Below are 21,761 nucleotides of genomic sequence, written 5' to 3' on the forward strand. Positions count from 1 at the left end.
TCAGCGTCCTCCGAGGTTTTGGGTATCGAGTCGGGCGGCGGTGCCGTCGAGCGTGCGTTTGCGCAGCACGGCGGGCGCGGTTTCGACGAGGCCGAACGACAGCACGCACGCGAGGATCGCGCCGGCGGCCGACGTCCACATCGCGAACTGCAGGCCGTACTTGTCGGCCGCGAAACCGGCGATGGTCGGCGCGACGAAGCCGCCGATCAGCTCGCCGGCGCCCATGATCAGGCCGAGCGCGCTGGCGATCGCGCGGGGCGGCACCGTTTCGGCCGGGATCGTCGCCATGAACAGCGTGAAGCAGCCGAGGCCCGTGTACGTCATGAACACGAGCGCGCCGAGCGCCCACAGCGAGCCGACATGGATCAGCACGATCGGGCAGACGGCGGCAACCAGCGCGAACATGATCATCGTCGGCTTGCGCCCGATCCGGTCGGAAATCGCCGGCACCGCGAAGCCCCAAAATACCCACGCGGCGCCGAGGCAGGTCATCACGACGCCCATGTCGGCCGGCGACAGGTGGCGGCTCTCGACGAGAAAGACCGGCGCGAACGAGATGATCACGATGAACCACGTAAGGAAGAAGCAACTGATCAGCATGCATAGCAGGATGTTGCGTTCCTTCAGCAGTGCCCAGCGATTGATCACCGCGCCGTGCGGGGGCGTGCTGTCGGCCTGCGTGTGTCGCGCACCGCCGGGCGGCGCTTCGCGCACCCAGCGCCAGATGCAGAACGCGATCAGGAAGCCGGGAATGCACGACACGTAGAACGCCTCGCGCCAGCCGTAGGCGGTCGCGATGCCGATCACGACCGGCGGGCCGATCATCGCGCCGAGCAGGCCGGCAGCGGAGCCTTGCAGCAGGCCCATGTTCAACCCGCGGCGGCTCGGCGTCGAACTCTCGACCATCAGCGATTGCGACAGCGGCAGCACGGGCCCTTCGGCGATGCCCATCAGCGCGCGGAACGCGATCAGGCTCGCGAAGCCGCCGACCAGCCCCGACAGCGCCGAGCATGCGGAGAAACCGAGCACCGCGGCGATCAGCAGCGGCTTGCGCGTGCCGCGCGCATCGGACCACGCGCTGGTCGCGGCGCCCGACAGCGCCCACGTGAGTGCGAGCGCGGACGACACCATGCCGAGTTGCGTATTCGACAGGTGCAGTTCGGCCGACATGAACGGGAACAGGAACGACAGCGCGAGGCGGTCGAAGAACACGAAACCGAACGTCATGAACAGGATCACGAGTAGCCTGTTCTCGTACGTCCACGCCAGTTTGGGGGAAGGTTGGGATGTCATGGGCGGCCTCGTCGCGCGTCAGCGGAACAGCTTCTCGATCGCTTGCGCGCCGAGGCCGACCTTCTCGTAATGCGCCTTGCACATCGCAATGTACGAATGCACGTCGAAGTAGCCGTCGGGATTGCCTTCGTCGTCGAGCCAGATCAGCGGGCCCTTGACGATGAAGAACGCCCGCATCGGTTCCGGGTGGTCGAACGCGACGAGCGTGTGGCCTTCGCCGGGTGTTTCATACACGAAGTCGCCGCGCGTCGCGGTCCACTCGTGCTCCAGATATCCCCATTTTCCTGACAGCGTGTAAGCGAAGACTTCGTGCGGGTGGTAATGCCGGTTCACGAGCCCCGCCTGCTTCGCCATCAGGATGTCGCACCATTTGTTCTGCGACGGCGAGATCCACAGCGGTCGCGATGAAACCGTTTCGGTGAACGGAACGTAATAGCGCGCGTCCTCGGTGGCCGCGTTCGGAATGTACGCTTCCGGCAGCGCATCGGGCTTGAACGGATTGGCAATCGGCGCGATGTTTTGCCAGAATTCGGATACGGCTTTGTCGACCACGGCTTGTCTCCTTGTGGTTAGGTGTCGTGGGGTCGACTTTAGCCAGCCGGTGCGCGCCGCTCTTGACTGGGCTGGACGAAATGCTTGATCGGGCCGGACATCGCGGGCCGGGCATCGCACCGCAACAACAACCCGACGCACCATCCCCCAATCCGTGCCGCTCCGCACGACAGGCGCCCTCAGGAGGCGACGTGACGAATTCGACCGTTCTTTCATGCACGCGCGGTTCGACGGCCGACGTGCCGGTGCGCGACCGGGTGGCGTACTGGGAAGCGTTCAACGCCGCCACGCTGGTCGGCCTGCGCTGCTCGTCACTGTCGCCGGCGGGGCTCGAGGTCGAGAAGACCGATCTTGCGTTGCCGGGGCTCGGCGTGACCGACATCAGCGGCTGCGATCACGTGATCGAGCGCGGCCCCGCGCTGGTGCGCCAATTGCCGAAGGAGTCGCTGTTCGCGTGTCAGATCCTGAGCGGGCGCGCGTATTTCATCCAGCGCGACCGCTGCCTGCTCGCGGAAGCCGGCGACGTCGCCGTGTACGACACACGCGTGCCCTACCTGTTCGGATTCCTGACGCCAATGCGGCAACTGCTGATCGACATTCCCGTCACGACGTTCGACGGCCGCTTCAACGCGCAGCTGGCGGCGTTGCCGTTGCGGATCGCACCGAAACCGGGCGCGGGCGCGATGCTCGGCGCGGCGCTGCGCGCGAGCGTGGAGCGGTTCATGAAGGCGCCGGCCGAAGACGGTGCCGCGCGCTTTGTCGAACACACGCGCACGCTGGTTGCCGAACTGATCGACGCGGAAGTGAACGGTGCTGGCGCATCGCTGTCGTACCTGCTGACCGCGAAGCAATACATCGCGACGCATCTTGGCGATTCGGAACTTGGGCCGCAGGCGGTCGCCGATGCGGTCGGACTGTCGTTGCGGCACCTGAGCCGGCTCTTTGCCGCCGAAGGCGAGTCGATCACGCAGCACATCTGGTCCGAGCGGCTGTCGCATGCGCATCGCGAGTTGATCGATGCGCGCCTGCGCAAGACGAGCATCGGCGAAATCGCGTTTCGCTGGGGGTTCTCGAGCCAGGCGCACTTCAGCCGCGCGATTCGCGAGCGTTACGGTGCATCGCCGATGGCGCTACGCAGCGCTTGATGCTGAAGCAGCAATGCCGAGGGCGGCGCGTGGTTCACGTGCCGCTTTCGTTTTCATCGCGTTTTCATCGCTTCGCGAGCCGCCGCGTCACTTCGCGAGCATGAATTCCGCACAGCGCTCCGCGATCATGATCGTCGGCGCGTTCGTGTTGCCCGACACGATGCGCGGCATCACCGACGCGTCGCAGATCCGCAGTCCGTCGATTCCCTGTAGCACGAGACGCGGCGTCACGACCGCGCGATCGTCGCGGCCCATCCGACAGGTGCCGGCGGGGTGGTAGACGGTTTTCGCGCGACGCCGCACGTAGTCGGCCAGGGTGTCGTCGGTCAGCGTTTCGGCTTCGCGAACGAGGCGCGCGAGCGACGGCGCGCGGAGGATCTTCCGCGCGAGCGCGACACCGCGCACGAGGCCGTCGACGTCGGCCGGATCCGACAGCGCGCCGCTGTCGAATCGGAGGGGTGCGGCCGGATCGTTGCCGCGCAGCTGCACCGAGCCGCGCGACCGCGGCCGCAGCAGGCATGGATTGATCGACAGGCCATGGCCCGGCAGCGGTTCGCGATCGACGTCGCCGACGAGCGTCGGCAGTACATGGAACTGGATGTCGGGGCGGCCGCTTCCGGTCGTGTCGACGAACGCGCCCGATTCGACGACGTTCGACGTCAGCAGGCCCGTGCGGGTCAGCATCCATTGCAGCCCGTGCCGCAGCGCCTTGATTCCGCGATCCTCGCCGAACAGGCTGATCGGCGTGTGGCTGTAGCCGTAGATCGAGACTTCGAGATGGTCCTGGTAATTCGCGCCGACTTCCGGGCTGTCGTGCAGCACGTCGATGCCATGCGCGCGCAAATGCGCGCACGGCCCGATGCCGGACAGCATCAGGAGCTTCGGCGTGCCGAGCGCGCCGGCGGCCAGCACGATGTCGGCGCGTGCGGTTGCCGAGCCGGTCGCACCGTTCTCCATCCACCATTCGACGCCGGTCGCGCGCCGGCCATCGAAGCGCACGCGCGTCACGCGGCTGCCGGTCAGCACACGCAGATTCGGGTGGCCGATCGCGTCGGCGAGATAGGTCGCGGCGGTGCTGCCGCGCTGCCCGTCGAAAATCGTCGTGTGATAGAAGCCGGCGCCATGCTGCGCGGCACCGTTGAAATCGTCGTTGTACGCGATGCCGGCTTCCTGCGCAGCCTTCACGAACGCGAGGCTCAGCGGATGCCGGAAGCGCGTGTCGCCAACCTTCAGCGGCCCGTCGGTGCCGTGGAACGGCTCGGACAGCCGCAGATGCGACTCGGCGCGCTTGAACACAGGCAGCACCTCGTCCCAGCCCCAGTCCGTGCAGCCGAGCGCGGCCCATTCGTCGTAGTCGGCGCGCGTGCCACGCACGTACAGCATCGCGTTGACCGAACTGCCGCCACCGAGCGTGCGGCCCTGTGGCACGTAGGTCCTGCGTCCCGCCGCGCCTGCCTGCGGCTCGCTTTCGAACGTGACTGTGCGCTGCGTGCCGAGCACACGGATGAACGTGGCCGGAATCCGGATGAACAGGCTGTCGTCCTTCGGGCCATCCTCGAGCAGCAGCACGCGCCTGCCGGCCTTCACCAGTCGATGGGCAACCGTGCAGCCTGCCGAGCCGCCGCCGACGACGATGTGGTCGTATGTCTCCATCCTGCTTTGTCTCCTTGCTGTCGGGCGGCGGAAAGAGCACCACCGCGCTGGAAGCCAGCTTAGCGACGGCTACGCGGCCCCATTTGCCCGGGACGGACGCCGGGCTTGCCTCGCATGGACAATGGATACGGCGACGAGCGGCGGTGTGATGCGGTGACGCGGCGTCGCGGCTAGCGTGCGGCGGACGGCGCGCGCGTGTCGCTCGGCGTCTCGCCGAAGCGCGCGCGATAGCTGCGGCTGAAGTGCGCGCTGTTGTTGAAGCCCCAACGGTACGCGATTTCGCTGACCGTCAGGTGCTTCAGCGACCGGTCGCACAGGTCGGCGCGGCAGCGTTCGAGGCGCCGCGCGAGGATGTAGCGCGTGAGCGGCACCCCTTCGATTTCGAACACGCGCGCGAGCTGGCGCGGCGACAGGTTGAGCGCGCAGCTGATCGACCGGGTGTCGAGATCGTCGTCGGCGAGATGGCTGTCGATGAATGCCTTCGCACGCGACAGCGTGTGGACGGTCGACTTGGTCGGCGATGCGCCGCCGTCGCGCAGTCGCAGCATCGATTGCAAGAGGTCGAGCATCGCGGCGGCGCGCCGTTCGCGCGCATCGGGCATCGATTCGTGCGGTTCGCCGAGCAGCGCGTAAAGCTGCCGCACGGCCCAGGACGTGACACCGTCTCGACGGTCGATCTTGATGACGCTGCGATAGCGCCACGGGCCGACGCGTGCCTCGAATACGTCGCGCGGCACGTCAAGCACGGTCATCGCCATGTTGGCGGGAAAGCCGTGGCCGTACGGCATCGACGTGTCGTAGAGCACGATGTCGCCGGGCGCATGCTGGATGCACTCGACGTCCTGGAACGTATAGCCCTGCCCTTCGTGCATCAGGCAGACGAACACGGCATCACGATGGTCCGCATGGATGTTGTGCGGCGTGCGCACCACCGCGTGCCGGTTCGCGACGATGTCGCACGCGCCGAGCAGCCCGAGGTCGCGCTTGCGCAGCGAGGCGTCGATGGCTTCGGACGATTTGCCGCTGCATTCGATACGCACGAGCGAGCGGGCGACATGGTCGACCCAGAAGTCGACGCGTTCGTCGCCGCGTACGGCGCGCGTCGAGAACGACACGATTCCCGTGCTGATGTCCAGCATGACGTTCTCCCAATGACCGCCCGAGCGGCGCAGTCTCGGGTACGTCGGCAGGCGCGGTCAATCGGTGAAAGACCGGGGCGGCCCCGAGACCCGCGTGCGGCGGGCGGTTGCGGCGGGATGTCCGTATCAGTCAATGGAAATGGCCGTGGCAGGCAAAACGCGGGCGCGTATTCGGGCTATGCGACAGGCAGGCGAACGGGAGAAGCGCTTCGCCGTTGTCGCAGACGCCGGAACATTCTCGCCCATCGACCGAATTCGTGCAGCGCGCGCATGGCCGTGACAGCGGAGGAATTGCAGCGTGTGGCGGATGTACCGTCCGCCATGTGATGATCGGTGCCGCTGCGTTCGATCAGGAACCGAATTTGCGGCGGCTGGGAGAGACAGGCGGAGTTCGGCGTATCGCACACTTCGCCGGAGCGGAACGAAAAACGGGCGGCACAGTTGCCGCCCGCGATCGATCGGCGCCCCAATCCGTCATCGCAACTGCACGGCCGCCAGAAACAGCACCATGCTGCCGATCGCGCCATCCAGCACGCGCCACGCGACGGCCTTGCGGAACCACGGCGCAAGCAGCCGCGCGCCGTATCCGAGCCCGAGGAACCACACGACGCTGACCGACATCGCGCCGATCGCGAACGCAAGCCGTGAGCCTTCCGGCTCGCGCGCGCCGGCCGTGCCGATCAACAGGAACGTATCGAGATACACGTGCGGGTTGAGCCACGTGAACGCGAGCGTCATCAGCACGATCGCGACCGCGCCCTGCGGCGGCGGCGCGACGGCGTCGCCGCGGACGTCGAGCGTTTCGTGTCCCGGCTTGAACGCGCGGCGCAGCGCGTTGATGCCGAACCACGCGAGATACGCGAGGCCGACGTACAGCACGACGTGGACGAAGGTCGGGTAGCGTTCGACGAGGACCGACGCGCCGCCGACGCCCGCGCCGATCAGGATCATGTCGGACAGCGCGCACAGCAGCACGATCTTGCCGACATGCGAGCGCATGATGCCTTGCCGGAGCACGAACGCATTCTGCGCGCCGATGGTGACGATGAGCGACCCGCACAGGGCCGCGCCGTGGGAAAAAGCGATCCAGTTCATGATAGGGAATGGTGGAGCAGTAGACGGGTGAATCGGTTGGCGCTAGTCTGCGGTCAGCTGGAACATAAGAAAAGCTAATTCACCTAATGCTGATTAAGGAAATCTAATGCTCGACTACGCATTGCTCGACGCGCTCGCGGCAGTGATCCGGCACGGCTCGTTCGAACGGGCGGCCAAGGAGCTGAACGTCACGCCGTCGGCGGTATCGCAGCGGGTGAAGCTGCTGGAGGAGCGCGTCGGCAGCGTGCTCGTCAAGCGCGGACAGCCGTGCGTCGCGACGACGTCCGGCGCGTTGCTGTGCCGGCATACGGAGCGCGTGCAGTTGCTCGAAGCCGAACTGGGCAGCCGGATGCCGGCATTGCCGGGCCAGATCGCGAGCGCATGGCCGATGTTGCGCGTCGCCGTCAACGACGACAGCGTCGCGACCTGGTTCATCGATGCGGTCGGGCCATTCTGCACCGAGCGCGAGACCTTGCTCGACCTCGTGATCGACGACCAGGACTACACGGCCGCACGCATTCGCGACGGCAGCGTGCAGGGCGCGGTGACCGCACAGGCCGAGCCGATCCAGGGATGCCGGTCGACGCGGCTGGGGCGCATCCGCTATCGCGCGGTGTGTTCGCCGGCATTTTATGACCGCTATTTCGGTGCGGGCATTACGCGCGACGCGCTGCGCCGAGCGCCGTGCGTGATGTTCAATCCGAAGGACGGTTTGCAGGCACGCTTCATCCGGCGCGTGACACGCGCGGATCTCGATCCGCCGCAACACTGGATCCCGCACGTCGCGGGTTACCTGCGTGCTTGCGAAACGGGGCTGGGATGGGGGATGTGCCCGGACCGGATGGTCGATCGCCAGCTGGCGGCGGGCGAACTGGTCGACATGTCGCGCGGGCGGACCGTCGATATCGACCTGTACTGGCAGAGCTGGCGCCTGTCGATCGGCTGGCTCGACGATTTCAGCGCGGCGCTGAAGGCGCGCGCCGCGCTGTTTCTCGACTGATCGAAGCGGGCGCGGCGGGCGGTACCGGGCGGCGGCGCGCGGGTTGCGCGCCGAGCGGGGTCAGACGTGGTGGAGGCCGTCGAAGTCGACGATCTGTACCAGGCGGCCGTGCATTTCGATCAGGCCGCGCTTCTGGAACTTCGACAGTGTGCGGCTGACCGTTTCGAGCGTCATGCCGAGGTAGCTGCCGATGTCTTCGCGCGTCATCCGCAGGTTGAATTCCGACGGCGAGTAGCCGCGCTTCAGATAGCGCGACGACACGTCGAGCAGGAACGCGGCGACGCGCTCTTCCGCATTCAACGAGCCGAGCAGCATGGTTTGCGACGTTTCGCGCACGATCTGCTCGCTCATCAGCTTGTGCATGCGCAGCTGCATCGTGCCGGCTTCCGAGCACAGCGACTTGAGCGCGCTGTACGGAATCACGCAGACCGAGCTGTCTTCCAGCGCAACGGCGGTGCGCGGGTGCGTATCGTCGCAGATGCCGTCGAGGCCAAGCGCTTCGCCCGCGAGGTGCAGGCCGGTGACCTGCTCGCGGCCGTCGTGGCGCGTGGCGACGGTTTTCAGCGAACCCGAGCGCACGGCGTACAGGTTGTCGAAGGTGTCGCCTTCGCGGAACAGCGCTTCGCCGCGCTTGACCGGGCGCGCCACGCAGATGACCGATTCGAGGCGGCTGAGCGCTTCGGGGGCGAGGCCCTGTGGCATGCACAGGTGCCGCATTGCGCACGACGAGCAGTGCGGGGCCTGACGGGGAGCCCAGTTGCCTGCATGGGACGAGGCGGCGGGACGTGTGGCGACGGGCGTCAACATGATCGTTTACTCCGGCATTGAATCGACCGAATCATTGTCCCACCGCAAGTTGCCGCTGTCGGGTGACAAAACGTCGCGACCGCGCGCGCATGTCGCGGGTATCGCAGCGGCTGCACGCATTCACGCATTCATGCACGCATGCCGTTGTGCGTGCGCGCCGCGACGCGCACGCCGATGCCGGCGCCGCTCAGCCTTCCTGATCGTCCGTATGCGCGGCGGCCGGGATCAGCAGCACGGGCAGCGTCGCATGGCGCACGCACTGTTCGGCGATGCTGCCGAGCACGAGGCGACGGAACCCGCGGCGGCCGTGCGTGCCGAGCACGAGGAGGTCGGCGCCGAACGCTTTCGCACCGTCGAGGATCAGCGTCGACACGTCGTTGAGCGACGATGCCTCGCTCGTCAGCGTCTCGCCCTTCACGCCCGCCGCCTGCATCAGCGTCTTGAACTCCGCCGCGAGCGCATTGCCTTGCGCGATGAGCTGGTCGCGCAGCACGGACGGATCGTAACCCGGCACGTTGTAGTAGATCGCGGCATTTTCGACGACGTAGAACGGTTGCAGTTCGGCACCGTGCTCCTTCGCGAGCGCGAGGGCGGCATCGAACGCGTGGCGGGCGGTGTCGCTGCCGTCGATGGCAACCAGAATGCGCTTGTACATAGTGTCTCCAGATGGCGGGTTGAACGGAAGTCGGCCAAACAGCCGAGCAGGCCGTGCGGCGCTGCGAGGCAGGGTAAACGAACGGCACGGGCTTTGCAGCGACGCGCCGTTCGTCGCGAGTGAGCATTGAATATCATCCATACCGCGCCGGCGTGACTTCGATCAACGCCGATGCATCGACGTCGCGAAACCCGATTGTCGAGCCTGGACCCGGCGCCGATATCGATTCCGGCGCCGATGGCGCGGAGCGGCGCGCGAACGCGCACGCCGCTCCATCGACCATCGGCCGTCGGGCTCGCTTCATCCGCCAAACGAACGATCGATTCAAACGCCGCGCGCGTCACCGTGGCACCGCCGTGATTTCGATCACCCGTTCCGGCCGGCGTCCATGACCGGGCCAGTACGCGCTGCCGTACATCCGGTGGACCGGGCCGTACAGCGCGTCGGCCGCGGGCGGCGGCGCGTCGAACCCCTTCTCGATCATCATGTAGCCGGCCCGCAGCGCTAACGCCGGATGATTGCCGCCCGGCCGGCTGTCGAAGCCGGCGAAGCCGTCGCCGGCTTCGGGCATCGCGTTGACGAGCGATGCGTTGCTGCGCGTGATCTGGTCGGGCGAGAATGCGCCGCCGCTCGCGAGACGCGCGGCCTCGCGATTCTTGCCGTCGGTGTCGACGGTGCTGTCGTGCGTATCGTCGTTGTCGAGTTCGATGCTGCGCGAATGCGCGGCGTGCGCTTGAGCTGACGTTTCCATCGCGGCTCTCCTCGCGGCGAAGCGCTCCGGATCCAAGCAAATCCCGTTCCGGGCAAGACAGGAAAACGGCGCGCGGGCGATCGCCGCGGTCGCATGGCGCGCACTGATTTGTCATGATTTATTTCAGCTAGAACACCCGTTTTCTACAGAGTATGATTCTTTTCCTGCGAAGCGGCGACAGGGGATGCGGTCTTGCCGCCTCTGCCCGCACCGGGGCGCCGCAGCACCCTTAAGACGGGTAGTGAACAACAAAGCAAGGGACTAGAGGTGGCGGATTCATGCAAGCGACTACTGCCTTCACGCACCGCGGTTATCTGTTGAATTGTGCGCCCGCGCGCGCCAGCGACGGTTCGTTCAAACCCTACGTCGTGATCTCGCGATCGAGCGACGGAGAACTCGTCGCGAACCGCTTTTTCCCGACCGAGCTCCAGTTCAACGACGAAGGCGACGCGATCGCGCACGCGCGCGACTGGGCCGTGCGCTGGATCGACGCGAGCAGCATTACGATCTGACGCCGTCGCGCGGCGGCGTCGGCCGTCCGGCCGATCCCCCGGCGTGCCGCTGCCGCACGAAAACGCGGTAATCTTGTGGAACCCGTCACTTTATTTGCGGCCGTGCGATCGAGCGCGACCGCCTGCATTGGCATATGTCGACATCACCCGCCCGTCAGTGGGGCCTCGAAGAAATCGTTGCCGGCTTGCGCGAATCGCGCGAGGAACTTCATCGCACGCGTCATCCGCGCGGCATCCGTGAGCTGCCGTCGCGCGACGCGATCTGCAAGATCGTCACCGGCCTGCGCGCGTCGATGTTTCCGACGCACTACGGCGCGCCGGATCTGACCGACGAAAGCGTCGACTACTACGTCGGCCATACGCTCGAAAGCACGCTGCGGATCCTGTCCGAACAGATCCGCCGTGCGCTGCCGTTCCTGCCCGAGCATGCGGACACGCCGTTCGCCGAGCTCGACGAACGCGCGTTCGAGATCGCGCGCGAGTTCGGCCGGCAGTTGCCGGCGGTTCGCGCGCTGCTCGTCAGCGACATCCAGGCTGCGTACGCGGGCGATCCGGCCGCGCAGCACATCACCGAGATCCTGCTGTGCTACCCCGGCGTGCTCGCGATGATGCACCATCGGCTCGCGCATGCGCTGCACCAACTCGGTGTGCCGCTGCTCGCGCGTTTCATCAATGAAATCGCGCACTCGGCCACCGGCATCGACATTCACCCGGGCGCGCAGATCGGGCCGAGCTTCTTCATCGACCACGGCACCGGTGTCGTGATCGGCGAAACCGCGATCATCGGCGAGCGCGTGCGCGTGTACCAGGCCGTCACGCTCGGTGCGAAGAGCTTCCCGGCCGATGGCGACGGCGCGCTGGTCAAGGGCAACGCGCGGCACCCGATCGTCGAGGACGACGTGGTGATCTACGCGGGCGCGACAATTCTCGGCCGCGTGACGATCGGGCGCGGTTCGGTGATCGGCGGCAACGTGTGGCTCACGCACAGCGTGCCGCCCGGCACGAGCGTCGCGCAGGGCAAGGTCCGCGAGGGCGGCAGCGGCGAGAAGCCATAACGCGGCGCGCGAACGGTGCAACCGTCGTTCGCGCAGCGCGGGTGAAGGCGTGCGTCGATTCCCGCGCACCGGTGTGCGAGGGGCGCACACCGGTGCTGCGGGACATGCCGTTCGTCAGTGCTTGCCGGCCGGCGAGCGATGCTTGTACAGCACGTCCTGGTCGACGCGGATCAGGTTCTGCCCCGCATCGACGACGAAATCCACGCCGTTGTACGCGCTGCCCGTCAGCAACAGGATCGCACCCGCGACGTCGTCGGGGCCGGCGATGCGCGCGAGCGGCGTCGATGCGCGGCTCGCGTGTTCGAAGTCGGCCTGCGTCTGGTCGTCGCTCGGCAGCATCAGCCCGGGGAACACCGCGTTCACGCGCAGCACCGGCGACGACGACAGCGCGAGCATCTGCGTGAGATTGCCGAGCGCGGCCTTCGCGACCGTGTAGCTGAAATGGTCGCGGTGGAAGTTTTCCTTGATCTTCTGGTCGACCACGTTGACGACGACACCCTGCATGCCGGCCGCGCGGGCCCGTTCGTAGAATGCGCGCGTGAGCAGGATCGGCGCGCGGCAGTTGACGGCCCATGCCTGGTCGAATGCCGCGAGCTCGAAGCTCGGGAAATGGTCCTGCCAGAACACCGACGCGTTGTTGACCAGCACGTCGAGGCGGCCGAAGCGCGCATACACCTGGTCGATCAGCGCGGTGATCTGCCCGGCATCCGACAGGTCGGCTTGCAGCGCGACCGAATCGTGTCCGCGTTCGGCGATCGCGCGGGCCGCCGCCTGCGCGGCATCGACGGAGCGGTCGTAATGGACGGCGGTGCGATAACCGTGCGCGGCGAAATAATCGGCGAATGCGCGCCCGGCCCGGCGCGCGGCGCCGGTCACGAGCACGACCGGCGCGTTAGCCGCTTGCTTCGTGGACTGCATTACGTATTCGTCAGGTTGACTGAAGAAGGATTCGCGACAATCGACAGGAATTCGCGCCGCGTCGACGGATCGGTGCGGAACGTGCCGAGCATGCGCGACGTGACCATCTCGACGCCCGGCTTGTGCACGCCGCGTGTCGAGATGCACTGATGCGCGGCTTCGAGGATCACGCCGACGCCCTTCGGCTGCAGCACGTCGAACAGCGTGTCGGCGATCTGCACCGTCATCTTTTCCTGGATCTGCAGGCGCTTCGCGAACGCGTCGACGAGGCGCGCGAGCTTCGAGATGCCGACGACGCGATGGTTCGGCAGATACGCGACGTGCGCGCGGCCGATGATCGGCACCATGTGGTGCTCGCAATAGCTCTCGAAGCGGATGTCCTTCAGCACGATCATTTCGTCGTAGCCGTCGACTTCGCTGAACGTTCGCGCGAGGATGTCGCGCGGCTCGAGCGCATAGCCGGCGAAGAACTGTTCATATGCGCGCACGACGCGTGCCGGCGTGTCGAGCAGCCCTTCGCGGGCGGGATCGTCGCCGGCCCAACGCAGCAGCACGCGAACGGCATCCTCGGCTTCTTCCCGGCTCGGGCGGGATGCGGCCGGCTCGGGCCGCGCGGATTTTTTACCCATCTGGTCGCTCCATCGAATGCGGCCGCCTGCGGCGGCGCGGATATCCGGGCATTGTTTCATGCTTTCACGGGTCGTGCGTGCGGCCTGCTGCACACCGCGCGTCACTTCGGCCATTCGTCCTGCTCGTCGTTGAACAGCGACGCGACGACGCCGCGCAGCCACGCGGTGCGCGGATCGTTGTGGAACTTGCGATGCCAGTGCTGCTTCAGGTCGAAGCGCGGCAGCGGCAACGGCGGCTCGACCGGCACGATGAACGCATGCTCGGCCGCATACGCATAGCCGATCGCATGCGGCACGGTCGCAATCAGGTCGGTGCGGCTCAGGATGAACGGCAGGCTCATGAAGTGCGGCGTCTCGAGCACCGCACGGCGCTGCATGCGCTGCTTCGCAAGGTATTTCTCGAGCACCTCCTGGCTGCGCCCCTCGGCGCGCACCACCGCATGCCCGCACGCGAGGAACTGCTCGGCCGTGAACGGCCGTGCCTGTTCAAGCGGATGGCCGCGCCGCATCAGGCAGACGAACCGGTGCGTGAACAGACGCTGCTGGAAGAAGTTGTTGCCGTCGAGATCGGGGAAGTAGCCGACCGCGAGATCGATCGAGCCGGCTTCGAGGCCGCGGCCGACTTCGTCGTGTGAGAGCGAGACCGAGCGCAGGTTCGCATGCGGCGCGCACGTCGCGAATGCCTGCAGCAGCTTCGGCAGGAACACGATCTCGCCGACGTCCGACAGCGCGATCGAAAACGTATGCGTGCTCGCCGCCGGATCGAAGTCGTGCGGCGCGACGAGGCCGCGCTCGATCTGCGCGAGCGCATCGCGCGCGGCCGGCAGCAGCGCGAGCGCGCGCGGCGTCGGCTCCATTCCGCGCGACGTACGCACGAACAATGGATCGCCGAAATACTCGCGCAGGCGGCCGAGCGCGGTGCTCACGCGCGGCTGGCTCACGCCGAGCAGGTCGCCGGCGCGGCTGACGTTGCGCGTGTCGTCGAGCGCGACGAGGTAGGGAATCAGGTTCAGGTCGAGCGCTTCCATCGTGGGACCGGTATCCGGAAAACGTATACAACTTATCTCCAAAATCGCGTTGCCGCATAGTCGGGAAAGCGCTCAAATGGGTTCCATTATTCGAACCAATGTTCAGGAGACGAACAATGCGCACCCAGGTCGCCATCATCGGCGCCGGTCCGTCCGGCCTTTTGCTTTCCCATCTGCTGCGCCTGCAAGGCGTCGATTCCATCCTCGTCGAAGCGCGTTCGCGCGAATACTGCGAGAACCGCATCCGCGCCGGCGTGCTGGAGCAAGGCACCGTCGACACGCTGAACGAAGCCGGCCTCGGCGAGCGGATGCGCCGCGAAGGGCTCGAACATCACGGCATCGAGCTGCTGTTCTCCGGCCAGCGGCATCGCATCGACCTGAGCGCGCTCACCGGCGGGCGCGCGATCACCGTCTATAGCCAGCATGAAGTCGTGCGCGACCTGATCGCGGCCGGCGACGCGCACGGACACGCGATGCACTTCGAGGTCAGCGATGTCGCGTTGCACGATATCGAAAGCGAGCACCCGTTCGTCACGTTCAAGCACGCCGACGGCCGCGCGGATCGCATCGACTGCGACTACATCGCCGGCTGCGACGGCTTCCACGGCATCGCGCGGCAGACGATTCCCGCCGAGCGGCTGAACACGTTCGAGCGCGTCTACCCGTTCGCATGGCTCGGCATCCTCGCCGACGCGGCGCCGTCGCTGGACGAGCTCGTCTACGCGCATCACGACAACGGCTTCGCACTGTTCTCGATGCGCTCGCCGACGGTCACGCGCCTCTACCTCCAGTGCAAGCCAGACGAAAACCTCGCGGAGTGGTCCGACGCGCGGATCTGGGACGAACTGCACACGCGGTTTTCGAACGACACCGGCTGGATGCCGACCGAGGGCCGGATCACGCAGAAGAGCGTGACGCCGATGCGCAGCTTCGTGTCGGAGACGATGCAGCACGGCCGCCTGTTCCTCGCCGGCGACGCCGCGCACATCGTGCCGCCGACCGGCGCGAAGGGGATGAACCTTGCGGTGGCCGACGTCCGCGCGCTGTCCCGCGCGCTCGGCGCGCGCTATCGCAACGGAGACGCCACGCCGCTCGAGCGGTATTCGGCGACCTGTCTCGAACGTGTGTGGCGGGCCGAACATTTCTCGTACTTCATGACGAACATGCTGCACTCGTCGCCGGAGGACTCGGCGTTCGTCAATCGCCTGAAGTTTGCCGAGCTCAAGTACGTGACCCGCTCGCGGGCCGCCGCGCAGTCGCTCGCCGAAAACTACGTCGGCCTGCCGTTCGACGACCAGACGCCCCCCGAAGGATCCCGCCTTGACAACGCGCTGTGCGCGACTCTATGATCGGCCATCGTTCGCTAATCGAATCAAGGTTCGAATAGCGAACAAATGCCGAAGGTCGACGACGGCCTTCGACGCGGCACGCGACACGCGCGTGCCCCCTCGACAGGCCGCGCATCGTGCCGCGGGTTCGTATCAGGAAGAGACATGGTCAACAAGATTTTCGAATCGCTTCAATCGGCGGTCGCGGACGTCCACGACGGCGCGACCATCATGATCGGCGGTTTCGGCACGGCGGGCATGCCGTCCGAGCTGATCGACGCGCTGATCGAGCAGGGCGCGCGCGGCCTGACGATCGTGAACAACAACGCGGGCAACGGCGAGACGGGTCTTGCGGCGCTGCTCAAGGCGAAGCGGGTGCGCAAGATCATCTGCTCGTTCCCGCGCCAGAGCGACTCACAGGTGTTCGACGCGCTGTACCGCGCGGGCGAGATCGAACTGGAGCTCGTTCCGCAGGGCAACCTCGCGGAGCGGATCCGCGCGGCGGGCGCCGGCATCGGCGGCTTCTTCACGCCGACCGGCTTCGGCACGAAGCTCGCGGAAGGCAAGGAAACGCGGGTGATCGACGGCAAATCGTATGTGTTCGAGACGCCGATCCACGCCGATTTCGCGCTGGTGAAGGCGTACAAGGGCGATCGCTGGGGCAATCTCGTGTATCGCAAGACGGCGCGCAACTTCGGCCCCATCATGGCCAGCGCCGCGAAGGTCGCGATCGTGCAGGTGTCGGAAGTCGTGCCGCTCGGTGGGCTGAACCCGGAACACATCGTGACGCCGGGCATTTTCGTGCAGCGCGTCGTCGAGGTGCCGCAGGCCGCGCATGCGGCCGAGCTGGCCGCGGAACGGGCATCGCAAGCCGCCTGACAGCCTGAACTTTGTATGGGACCGGAGTAAGCGCTGAAGCGCCAACTCCGGTCGACAGGAGACCCGAAATGAAACGACTGACCCGCGATGAAATGGCCAAGCGCGTCGCCCAGGACATTCCCGAAGGCGCGTACGTGAACCTCGGCATCGGCGTGCCGACGCTGGTGGCGAACCACCTCGACCCGAGCAAGGAGATCTTCCTGCACAGCGAGAACGGCCTGCTCGGCATGGGCCCGGCACCGGCGCCCGGCGAGGAGGACGACGAGCTGATCAACGCCGGCAAGCAGCATGTGACGCTGCTCACCGGCGGCGCGTATTTCCACCACTCGGATTCGTTCGCGATGATGCGCGGCGGCCACCTCGACTACTGCGTGCTCGGTGCGTTCCAGGTGTCGGCGAACGGCGACCTCGCGAACTGGCATACGGGCGCGCCCGATGCGATCCCGGCCGTCGGCGGCGCGATGGACCTCGCGATCGGCGCGAAGCAGGTGTTCGTGATGATGGAACACCTGACGAAGCAGGGCGAGAGCAAGATCGTCGCGCAGTGCTCGTATCCGGTCACCGGCGTGCAGTGCGTGAGCCGCATCTACACCGATCTCGCGGTGCTCGACGTGACGGCGGACGGCCTCGCGGTGAGCGAGATCTTCACCGACCTGTCGTTCGACGAATTGCAGAAGCTGACCGGCGTGCCGCTGATCGACGCGACGCGCAAGGCCGCGGCCTGAACGGCAAGTGAGCCGGCGGGCGCGATGGAACGCACGCCGGCTCGCTTGGGTAGACAATAGGCGCACGCCGTTTCCCCAATCTGATGCCATGCTCGAAGACAGCGCCCGCCTGACCTCCCTCATCTGCGGCACCGAGCCGCTCAACCGGATCTGGTCGCCCCGCGCGACGATCCAGCGGATGCTCGACGTCGAAGCCGCGCTCGCACGTGCGCTCGCCGCGCGGCAGGTGATTCCCGCCGCCGCGGTCGCGCCGATCGAACGCGCGTGTGACGCCGCCCGGCTCGACGCCGATGCGCTCGCGCACGGCGCGGCGCTCGGCGGCAATCTCGCGATTCCGCTCGTCAAGCAGCTCACCGCCCAGGTGAAGGCCGACGACCCCGAGGCCGCGAAGTTCGTGCACTGGGGCGCGACGAGCCAGGACATCATCGATACCGCGACCGTGCTGCAGTTGCGCGACACGCTCGACGTGCTCGAGCCGCTGCTCGACGAAGCGTGCACGTCGCTCGCGGCGCTCGCGCGCACGCATCGCGCGACGCCGATGATCGGCCGCACGTGGCTGCAGCAGGCGCTGCCGATCACGCTCGGCCTGAAATTCGCGCAATGGCTCGATGCGCTGCTGCGCCATCGCGCGCGCTTCGCCGAATTGCGCGCGCGCGTGCTGGTGCTGCAGTTCGGCGGCGCCGCCGGCACGCTGGCGAGCCTGCGCGACCAGGCGGCCGGCGTGAGCGCCGCGCTCGCGGCCGACCTGAAGCTCGCCCTGCCGGCCGTGCCGTGGCATACGCAGCGCGACCGCATCGCGGAAGCCGCGTCGTGCTTCGGAATGCTGACCGGCACGCTCGGCAAGATCGCGCGCGACGTGTCGCTGCAGATGCAGACCGAAGTCGGCGAGCTCGGCGAACCGGCGGCTGCCGGCAAGGGCGGCTCGTCGACGATGCCGCACAAGCGCAACCCCGTCGGCTGCGCGGCCGTGCTGACCGCCGCGGTGCGCGCGCCGAACCTTGTCGCGACCGTGTTTGCCGGGATGGTCCAGGAGCACGAGCGCGCGCTCGGCGGCTGGCAGGCCGAATGGGATGCGCTGCCCGACCTCGCGCGCCTGACCGGCGGCGCGCTCGCGCAGATCGCGCAGATCGTCGCCGGCCTCGACGTGAACACCGAACGCCTTGCCGCGAACCTCGATGTGACGCACGGGCTGATCCTCGGCGAAGCCGTGATGCTCGCGCTGGGCGACCGGATCGGGCGCCTCGATGCGCATCATGTCGTCGAGCAGGCGTCGAAGGAAGCCGTGCGCACCGGCGCGACGTTGTTCGACGTGCTCGCCGCCGATGCGAACGTATCCGCCCACCTGTCGCGCGACGCGCTCGCGCGGCTGCTCGATCCCGCACATTATGTCGGCGAGGCGCAGGCCTACGTCGACGCGGTGCTCGCGCTGCACGCGGGCACGACACAACCAGGAGAACACTGATGCCTTTCGCCACTGTCAACGGCGTGAAACTGCATTACCGGATCGACCGTGCCGCACGCGACGACGCGCCGTGGCTCGTCTTCTCGAACTCGCTCGGCGCCGACCTGCAGATGTGGGCGCCGCAGATTCGTCCGCTCGCGCAGCATTTCAACATCCTGCGCTACGACACGCGCGGCCATGGCCATTCCGAAGCGCCGGCCGGTTCGTACACGATCGACCAGCTCGCGGGCGACGTGATCGGCCTGCTCGACCACGTCGGCATCGACCGCGCGCACTTCTGCGGGATTTCGATGGGTGGACTGACCGGTGCCGCGCTCGCCGCGCGCTACCCGTCGCGCATCGTGCGTGCCGTGCTGTCGAACACCGCCGCTAAGATCGGCTCGCCGGAAGTGTGGGCGCCGCGGGCGCAGAAGGCTCGTGCGGAAGGGATGGCCGCGCTGGCCGACGCCGTGCTGCCGCGCTGGTTCACGGACACGTTCGTCGATCGCGAGCCGCGTTTGTTCGACGCGATCCGCGACACCTTCGTGCATACCGACAAGGACGGCTACGCGGCGAACTGCGACGCGCTGAACGCGGCCGACCTGCGCGAGGAAGTGAAGGGCATCGCGCTGCCGGTGCTCGTCGTGACCGGCGCGAAGGACATGTCGACGCCGGCCGACCAGGGCCGTGCGCTGGCCGCCGCGATTCCCGGCGCGCGTCACGTCGAATTCGACGCCGCGCACATTTCGAACATCGAGTGCACCGACGGCTTCAACCGCGCGCTGCTCGACTTCCTGACCGCATGAGGCACCGACGATGGACGACCAGCAACGTTACGAAGCGGGGATGAAGGTGCGCCGCGCGGTGCTCGGCGACGCGCACGTCGACCGTTCGATCCAGAATCGCACCGAAGTGACCGACGAATTCCAGAACCTGATCACGCGCTACGCGTGGGGCGAGATCTGGACGCGCGACGGGCTGCCGCGCCATACGCGCAGCCTGCTGACCATCGCGATGATGGTCGCGCTGAACCGCGGCGAGGAACTCGCGCTGCATCTGCGCGCCGCGCGCAACAACGGCGTGACGCGCGACGAGATCAAGGAAGTGCTGCTGCAGACCGCGATCTACTGCGGCGTGCCGGCTGCGAACTCCGCGTTCCATCTCGCGGACAAGATCTTCAAGGAACAGGATGGGGCCGCCTAGGTGCTGCTGAACAGCACGGCCGGCTTGCGCCGGACGTGACCCGATCGCGACGTCTGCCACTGCCGGCGGATGTCGACGACGCATGACGCGCCGGCGGCGAATCGGCGCGCAAACAAGGAAAGGCGCGGCCATCAGGCCGCGTTGTTTAAATAGGAGACTCGCGATGAATCGCGCACCCGTGGTCGATGTCCAGACCTTCATCAACGAGCAGCCGTTCGGCGGCTTCCAGTGGCTCGTATTCCTGATGTGTTTCGTGATCGTGCTGCTCGACGGCTTCGATACCGCCGCGATCGGCTTCATCGCGCCGTCGCTGCTCGGCGAATGGAACCTCACCAAACCCGATCTCGCACCCGTGCTGAGTGCCGCGCTGTTCGGCCTTGCATGCGGTGCGCTCGTGTCGGGCCCGCTGTCCGATCGCCTGGGGCGCCGCTCGCTGCTGCTCGGTTCGGTGTTCCTGTTCGGCGTCGCATGTTTCGTTTCCGCATTCTCGACGACCATCGGGCATCTGACGGTGCTGCGCTTCGTCACCGGTGTCGGCCTCGGCGCGGCGATGCCGAACGCGGTCACGATGATGGGCGAGTTCTGCCCGGACAAGCGCCGCGCGACCGTGATTAATCTGATGTTCTGCGGTTTCCCGCTCGGCGCTGCGTTCGGCGGCTTTCTCGCCGCGTGGATGATCCCGCATTTCGGCTGGCGCAGCGTGCTGATGCTCGGCGGTGTGACGCCGTTGCTGCTCGGCGTGCTGCTGCTGATGAAGATGCCCGAATCGGTGCGTTTCATGGTCGCGCAAGGCCAGAGCATCGACCGGATCCGCGCGACGCTTTCGCGGATCTCTCGCGATGCGCTGAACGCCGGCTCGTTCGCGATGACCGAATCGGCGCCGCACACGGGCAGCAAGGGGATCGGCGTCGTGGTGTCGCGCTCGTACATCGTCGGCTCGGTGATGCTGTGGCTCGCGTACTTCATGGGCCTCGTGATCTTCTACGCGTCGATCAACTGGATGCCGATCCTGCTGAAGGACGCGGGCCTCACGCCGAAGAGCGCGACGCTGATTTCCGCGCTGTTCCCGCTCGGCGGCGTCGGCGCGGTGCTGTGCGGCGTGCTGATGGACCGCTTCAACGCGAACCGCGTGATCGCCGTGTGCTATGCGCTGACCGCGTTCAGCGTGTATGCGATCGGCCAGGCGGCCGGGAACGTCGGGTTGCTCGTGCTGGTCGTGTTCATCGCCGGCGTGCTGATGAACACCGCGCAATCGTCGATGCCGGCGCTTGCCGCCGCGTTCTATCCGACCGAAGGGCGTGGCACGGGCGTGGCGTGGATGCTCGGTGTCGGCCGCTTCGGCGGGATCGCCGGGTCGTTCCTCGTTGCCGAACTGACGCGCCGCCACTTCTCGTTCGCGGGCGTGTTCGCGACGATCGCCGTCGCGGGCTTGCTTGCGTGTCTTGCGTTGCTGATCAAGCAGATGGCGCGGCCGCACGGTGCCGCGCAGCCGGGCGGCAAGATCCAGTCGCTCGGGCATTGAGCGGGACCGGGGCCATGCCCCGGCCTTTTGCTTGTTGCGAACGGTCGTGAGGCCGGCGATACGCAACGGCAGACCGGGCCGCGTCAGCGGCCCATTGATTTTACGGCCGCCGCGCCGCTACTCCTCCGCGTCGTGTTCCTTCACGAAGTTGCGCAGATACGCGCGCAGCGCGGCTTCCTGGCTGCGATGATCGGCGAGGTTCGCGGCGCCCATCGCTTCCTCGTCGCCGAACAGCGTGGGCGGCGCGCAGTATGTACCCACTTCGACGTTTTCGCGCAGCACGCGGATGTCGTGCGTGAGCGGGCGGTACTCGGCTATCCAGTGCATGCCCTCGATGTGCTCGCCAGCTTTCAGCATTGGCTTCATCGGCAATCTCCATGCAGAGCAGCGGTGCAGCCGGCAAAGCGGCTGAACACGCCCGTACCACAAGC

23 protein-coding genes are annotated in these 21,761 nt (G+C 67.1%); 11 read left to right on the forward strand and 12 right to left on the reverse strand.

The genetic code is table 11. From position 1 onward, the window contains the following. A complete protein-coding gene (locus WI26_RS15495) occupies positions 1–1,293 on the reverse strand; it encodes an MFS transporter (RefSeq protein WP_069226448.1) in 1,293 nt (430 codons plus the stop codon). Between the two features lie 18 nt (positions 1,294–1,311). After that, positions 1,312–1,845, reverse strand: a complete 534-nt coding sequence (locus tag WI26_RS15500) for a 2,4'-dihydroxyacetophenone dioxygenase family protein (protein WP_069226449.1) — start codon at positions 1,843–1,845, stop codon at positions 1,312–1,314. Positions 1,846–2,036: 191 nt separating this feature from the next. Here WI26_RS15500 and WI26_RS15505 point away from each other — a divergent pair, with 191 nt between their 5' ends. Then, positions 2,037–2,990, forward strand: coding sequence for a helix-turn-helix domain-containing protein (locus tag WI26_RS15505; protein WP_069226450.1), 954 nt, complete (start codon positions 2,037–2,039; stop codon positions 2,988–2,990). 87 nt (positions 2,991–3,077) lie between these two features. Here WI26_RS15505 and WI26_RS15510 read toward each other — a convergent pair whose 3' ends face one another. The 3 genes from WI26_RS15510 to WI26_RS15520 all read right to left on the reverse strand — a co-directional run bounded on the left by WI26_RS15510 (position 3,078) and on the right by WI26_RS15520 (position 6,877). After that, positions 3,078–4,643, reverse strand: coding sequence for a GMC family oxidoreductase (locus WI26_RS15510; protein WP_069226451.1), 1,566 nt, complete (start codon positions 4,641–4,643; stop codon positions 3,078–3,080). A 170-nt stretch (positions 4,644–4,813) separates the two neighbouring features. After that, positions 4,814–5,782, reverse strand: a complete 969-nt coding sequence (locus WI26_RS15515; RefSeq protein WP_069226452.1) for a helix-turn-helix domain-containing protein — start codon at positions 5,780–5,782, stop codon at positions 4,814–4,816. A 474-nt stretch (positions 5,783–6,256) separates the two neighbouring features. Continuing rightward, positions 6,257–6,877: a LysE/ArgO family amino acid transporter gene (locus WI26_RS15520; RefSeq protein ID WP_059536325.1), complete on the reverse strand. Its 621-nt coding sequence runs from the start codon at positions 6,875–6,877 to the stop codon at positions 6,257–6,259. A gap of 106 nt (positions 6,878–6,983) precedes the next feature. On the opposite strand from WI26_RS15520, the gene WI26_RS15525 reads away from it, so the two are divergent. Then, positions 6,984–7,877, forward strand: a complete 894-nt coding sequence (locus WI26_RS15525) for a LysR family transcriptional regulator ArgP (RefSeq protein WP_069226453.1) — start codon at positions 6,984–6,986, stop codon at positions 7,875–7,877. A 60-nt stretch (positions 7,878–7,937) separates the two neighbouring features. Here WI26_RS15525 and fnr read toward each other — a convergent pair whose 3' ends face one another. From fnr to WI26_RS15540, 3 genes are all read right to left on the reverse strand, one after another. Then, positions 7,938–8,684, reverse strand: coding sequence for a fumarate/nitrate reduction transcriptional regulator Fnr (gene fnr / locus WI26_RS15530; protein ID WP_059464835.1), 747 nt, complete (start codon positions 8,682–8,684; stop codon positions 7,938–7,940). A gap of 187 nt (positions 8,685–8,871) precedes the next feature. Continuing rightward, positions 8,872–9,339 (reverse strand): universal stress protein, encoded by a 468-nt coding sequence (locus tag WI26_RS15535; RefSeq protein WP_059464837.1) that lies wholly within the window; start codon positions 9,337–9,339, stop codon positions 8,872–8,874. Between the two features lie 340 nt (positions 9,340–9,679). Then, on the reverse strand, positions 9,680–10,090 hold the full coding sequence (locus tag WI26_RS15540) for a DUF3005 domain-containing protein (protein WP_059464838.1): 411 nt from the start codon (positions 10,088–10,090) through the stop codon (positions 9,680–9,682). A 278-nt stretch (positions 10,091–10,368) separates the two neighbouring features. Here WI26_RS15540 and WI26_RS15545 point away from each other — a divergent pair, with 278 nt between their 5' ends. Together WI26_RS15545 and epsC are read left to right on the forward strand one after the other, a co-directional pair. Beyond that, positions 10,369–10,602, forward strand: coding sequence for a hypothetical protein (locus WI26_RS15545; RefSeq protein ID WP_011659947.1), 234 nt, complete (start codon positions 10,369–10,371; stop codon positions 10,600–10,602). 134 nt (positions 10,603–10,736) lie between these two features. Continuing rightward, positions 10,737–11,657, forward strand: a complete 921-nt coding sequence (gene epsC, locus WI26_RS15550; protein ID WP_059464839.1) for a serine O-acetyltransferase EpsC — start codon at positions 10,737–10,739, stop codon at positions 11,655–11,657. Positions 11,658–11,771: 114 nt separating this feature from the next. Here epsC and WI26_RS15555 read toward each other — a convergent pair whose 3' ends face one another. From WI26_RS15555 to WI26_RS15565, 3 genes are all read right to left on the reverse strand, one after another. Next, a complete protein-coding gene (locus tag WI26_RS15555) occupies positions 11,772–12,575 on the reverse strand; it encodes an SDR family oxidoreductase (RefSeq protein ID WP_069226454.1) in 804 nt (267 codons plus the stop codon). After that, entirely contained in the window at positions 12,575–13,204 is a 630-nt protein-coding gene (folE, locus tag WI26_RS15560) for a GTP cyclohydrolase I FolE (protein ID WP_048250599.1), read from the reverse strand. The genes WI26_RS15555 and folE overlap by 1 nt, the downstream gene beginning before the upstream one ends. Before the next feature lie 101 nt (positions 13,205–13,305). Next, entirely contained in the window at positions 13,306–14,232 is a 927-nt protein-coding gene (locus WI26_RS15565; RefSeq protein WP_060321103.1) for a LysR family transcriptional regulator, read from the reverse strand. A 116-nt stretch (positions 14,233–14,348) separates the two neighbouring features. Between WI26_RS15565 and pobA the strand changes: the two genes are divergently transcribed. The 7 genes from pobA to WI26_RS15600 all read left to right on the forward strand — a co-directional run bounded on the left by pobA (position 14,349) and on the right by WI26_RS15600 (position 21,330). Continuing rightward, positions 14,349–15,581, forward strand: a complete 1,233-nt coding sequence (gene pobA / locus WI26_RS15570; protein WP_069226455.1) for a 4-hydroxybenzoate 3-monooxygenase — start codon at positions 14,349–14,351, stop codon at positions 15,579–15,581. 144 nt (positions 15,582–15,725) lie between these two features. Beyond that, complete coding sequence (locus WI26_RS15575) at positions 15,726–16,439, forward strand: 3-oxoacid CoA-transferase subunit A (RefSeq protein WP_014900666.1); 714 nt, start codon at positions 15,726–15,728, stop codon at positions 16,437–16,439. A gap of 68 nt (positions 16,440–16,507) precedes the next feature. After that, complete coding sequence (locus tag WI26_RS15580; RefSeq protein WP_012365076.1) at positions 16,508–17,164, forward strand: CoA transferase subunit B; 657 nt, start codon at positions 16,508–16,510, stop codon at positions 17,162–17,164. 88 nt (positions 17,165–17,252) lie between these two features. Further along, positions 17,253–18,626, forward strand: a complete 1,374-nt coding sequence (locus WI26_RS15585; protein WP_069226456.1) for a 3-carboxy-cis,cis-muconate cycloisomerase — start codon at positions 17,253–17,255, stop codon at positions 18,624–18,626. Then, positions 18,626–19,411, forward strand: a complete 786-nt coding sequence (gene pcaD / locus WI26_RS15590; protein WP_069226457.1) for a 3-oxoadipate enol-lactonase — start codon at positions 18,626–18,628, stop codon at positions 19,409–19,411. The genes WI26_RS15585 and pcaD overlap by 1 nt, the downstream gene beginning before the upstream one ends. 10 nt (positions 19,412–19,421) lie before the next feature. After that, positions 19,422–19,808, forward strand: coding sequence for a 4-carboxymuconolactone decarboxylase (gene pcaC, locus WI26_RS15595; protein ID WP_059464845.1), 387 nt, complete (start codon positions 19,422–19,424; stop codon positions 19,806–19,808). Positions 19,809–19,971: 163 nt separating this feature from the next. Beyond that, positions 19,972–21,330, forward strand: a complete 1,359-nt coding sequence (locus WI26_RS15600; protein WP_069226458.1) for an MFS transporter — start codon at positions 19,972–19,974, stop codon at positions 21,328–21,330. Between the two features lie 117 nt (positions 21,331–21,447). On the opposite strand, the gene WI26_RS15605 is transcribed toward WI26_RS15600, so the two are convergent. Next, positions 21,448–21,696 (reverse strand): hypothetical protein, encoded by a 249-nt coding sequence (locus tag WI26_RS15605; protein WP_059464847.1) that lies wholly within the window; start codon positions 21,694–21,696, stop codon positions 21,448–21,450. Positions 21,697–21,761: the final 65 nt, after the last annotated feature.

This window comes from Burkholderia diffusa, assembly GCF_001718315.1.
GTDB lineage: Bacteria > Pseudomonadota > Gammaproteobacteria > Burkholderiales > Burkholderiaceae > Burkholderia > Burkholderia diffusa_B.